Source organism: Aquamicrobium terrae (genome assembly GCF_040545735.1).
Taxonomy (GTDB): Bacteria; Pseudomonadota; Alphaproteobacteria; order Rhizobiales; family Rhizobiaceae; genus Mesorhizobium; species Mesorhizobium terrae_A.
On record NZ_JBEPML010000041.1, the window covers coordinates 1 to 3,166 of the forward strand.

A 3,166-nucleotide genomic window follows, 5' to 3' on the forward strand; every position below is an offset into this window, starting at 1 on the left:
AGATCGTATTCATACCGTGCGAGGCAGGAGGGCTTGAGCCTCGTGTTGGGGCTTCGGCTGACAGCGTGAAACGGCTTGTCGGGCTTGGCTTCGATGTGATCGTCGAGGCGGGGGCGGGGCTGGGCTCGCGCATTGTCGACGAGGAGTTTGCGAAGGCTGGCGCGGTGATCGGCAAGGCGTCGGATGCGGCGCGGGCCGACGTGGTGCTGAAGGTGCGGCGCCCGAGCGAGGCCGAGCTGAAGGGCTACAAGGCGGGTGCGGCGGTTCTGGCCACCATGGACCCCTATGGCAACGAGGCGGCGGTGGCGGCGATGGCGAAGGCCGGCGTGACGGCGTTCGCCATGGAGTTCATGCCGCGCATCACCCGCGCGCAGGTGATGGACGTTTTGTCCTCGCAGGCCAACCTTGCCGGCTATCAGGCGGTGATCGACGCGGCGTCCGAATACGACCGGGCGCTGCCGATGATGATGACGGCGGCCGGCACGGTGCCGGCGGCCAAGGTGTTCGTCATGGGCGTGGGCGTGGCCGGCCTGCAGGCGATCGCCACGGCGCGCCGCCTGGGTGCCGTGGTGACGGCGACCGACGTGCGCCCGGCGGTGAAGGAGCAGGTCCAGTCGCTGGGCGCCAAGTTCCTGGCCGTGGAGGACGAGGAGTTCAAGGCGGCCGAGACGGCGGGCGGCTATGCCAAGGAGATGTCGAAGGAATACCAGGCCAAGCAGGCGGCGCTGACGGCCGAGCACATCGCCAAGCAGGACATCGTCATCACCACCGCGCTGATCCCCGGCCGCCCGGCGCCGCGGCTGATCGCGGCCGATGTGGTGGCCTCGATGAAGCCCGGCTCGGTGATCGTCGACCTGGCGGTCGAGCGCGGCGGCAATGTCGAGGGCGCGGTGGCGGGCCAGGTGGTGACGACGGCCAACGGGGTCAAGATCGTCGGCCATCTCAACGTCGCCGGCCGCGTGGCCGCCTCGGCCTCGCTGCTCTACGCCAGGAACCTGTTCGCCTTCCTGGAGACGATGATCGACAAGGAGACCAAGCAGCTTGCCATCAACCGCGAGGACGAGCTGGTCAAGGCGACCATGCTGACCGATGGCGGCAAGGTCGTGCATCCGAACTTCGCGGGCCCCAACCTCACTGGCAAGGCGGTCGAGGCGGCCGCCCCCGCCGCGGCGGCCGAGGAAAAACCGAAACCGGTGCCGAAGAAGGCCGCTCCCAGACCGGCGGGCGACAAGCCGGCCGCCAAGGCGGCGGCGAAGAAAGCTTCAAGCAAGACCGGTGGCAAGACCACTGGCCAAACTACAGGCCAGTCCACTGGCCAGTCCACTGGCAAGACCGGCGGGGAGACCGCGTGATGGAAACTTTGCAGAAAGCCCTCGACCAGCTCGACCAGGCCAGTGCCGCCGTGCGCATGGCGGTGCAGGACCTGGCCGCCACCGAAGCGGCCGGCGATGCCGCGCACGCGCTGTCGGGCGGCATGGTCGATCCCTTCGTGTTCCGCTTCGCCATCTTCGTGCTGGCGATCTTCGTCGGCTACTACGTGGTGTGGTCGGTCACGCCTGCGCTGCACACGCCGCTGATGGCGGTGACCAACGCCATCTCCTCGGTGATCGTGGTCGGCGCGCTGCTGGCCGTCGGCATCTCGGCGGCGGGGCTGGCCACCGGCTTCGGCTTCGTGGCGCTGGTCCTGGCCGCCGTCAACATCTTCGGCGGCTTCCTCGTCACCCAGCGCATGCTGGCCATGTACAAGAAGAAGGACAAGTGACGTGTCGGTAAACCTCGCTTCCTTCCTCTACCTCGTCTCCGGCATCCTGTTCATCCTGGCGCTGAGGGGCCTGTCGCATCCGACCACCAGCCGCCAGGGCAACATCTACGGCATGGTGGGCATGGGCATCGCCATCCTCACCACGCTGGCGCTGGCCACGCCCTCGGCCGGCGGGCTGGTGCTGATCCTGATCGGCCTGGCCATCGGCGGCGGCGTCGGCGCGGTGGTGGCACGGCGCATCGCCATGACCTCGATGCCGCAGCTGGTCGCCGCCTTCCACTCGCTCGTCGGCCTTGCCGCGGTCATGGTGGCGGCCGCCGCCATCCATGCGCCCGAAAGCTTCGGCATCGGCACCATCGGCGCCATCCACGGCCAGGCGCTGGTCGAGATGAGCCTTGGCGTGGCCATCGGCGCCATCACCTTCACCGGCTCGGTCATCGCCTTCCTGAAGCTCGACGGGCGCATGTCGGGCAAGCCGATCATGCTGCCGGGGCGCCATCTCCTCAACATCGTGCTGGGCATTGCCCTGGTGGTGCTGATCGTCATGCTGGTCGCCACCCAGTCGACCACCGTGTTCTGGCTGATCGTGACGCTGTCGCTCGTCCTGGGCGTGCTCCTGATCATCCCGATCGGCGGCGCCGACATGCCGGTGGTGGTGTCGATGCTCAACTCCTATTCGGGCTGGGCGGCCGCAGCGCTCGGCTTCACCCTCGGCAACCTGGCGCTGATCATCACCGGCGCTCTGGTCGGGTCCTCGGGCGCCATCCTGTCCTACATCATGTGCAAGGGCATGAACCGCTCCTTCATCTCGGTCATCCTCGGCGGCTTCGGCGGCGAGACGGCCGCCGCCGGCGCCGACGACGGCATCGAGCGCACCGTCAAGCAGGGCTCGGCCGACGATGCCGCCTACCTGATGATGAACGCCCAGAAGGTCATCATCGTGCCCGGCTACGGCATGGCGGTGGCCCAGGCCCAACATGCCGTGCGCGAGATGGCCGACAAGCTCAAGGCCAACGGGGTGGAGGTCAAGTACGCCATCCATCCGGTCGCCGGCCGCATGCCCGGCCACATGAACGTGCTGCTGGCCGAGGCCAACGTGCCCTATGACGAGGTGTTCGAACTCGAGGACATCAACTCCGAGTTCGCGCAGGCCGACGTCGCCTATGTCATCGGCGCCAACGACGTCACCAACCCCTCGGCCCGCGACGACAAGTCCTCGCCCATCTACGGCATGCCCATCCTCGACGTCGACAAGGCCCGCACCTGCCTGTTCGTCAAGCGATCCCTCGGCTCCGGATATGCCGGCATCGACAACACCCTGTTCTACAAGGACGGAACCATGATGCTCCTCGGCGACGCAAAGAAAATGACCGAGGAAATCGTCAAGGCTATGGATCACTGAGG

The 3,166-nt window shown here is 67.5% G+C and carries 3 protein-coding genes; all 3 read left to right on the forward strand.

From position 1 onward, the window contains the following. Positions 1–2: 2 nt before the first annotated feature. From ABID37_RS26155 to ABID37_RS26165, 3 genes are read left to right on the forward strand one after another with little or no spacing between them, the layout of a single operon-like run. Positions 3–1,352, forward strand: coding sequence for a Re/Si-specific NAD(P)(+) transhydrogenase subunit alpha (locus tag ABID37_RS26155; protein WP_354199888.1), 1,350 nt, complete (start codon positions 3–5; stop codon positions 1,350–1,352). Then, a complete protein-coding gene (locus ABID37_RS26160; protein WP_354199889.1) occupies positions 1,352–1,762 on the forward strand; it encodes an NAD(P) transhydrogenase subunit alpha part 2 in 411 nt (136 codons plus the stop codon). The genes ABID37_RS26155 and ABID37_RS26160 overlap by 1 nt, the downstream gene beginning before the upstream one ends. A gap of 1 nt (position 1,763) precedes the next feature. Then, entirely contained in the window at positions 1,764–3,164 is a 1,401-nt protein-coding gene (locus ABID37_RS26165; RefSeq protein WP_354199890.1) for an NAD(P)(+) transhydrogenase (Re/Si-specific) subunit beta, read from the forward strand. Positions 3,165–3,166 lie beyond the last annotated feature (2 nt).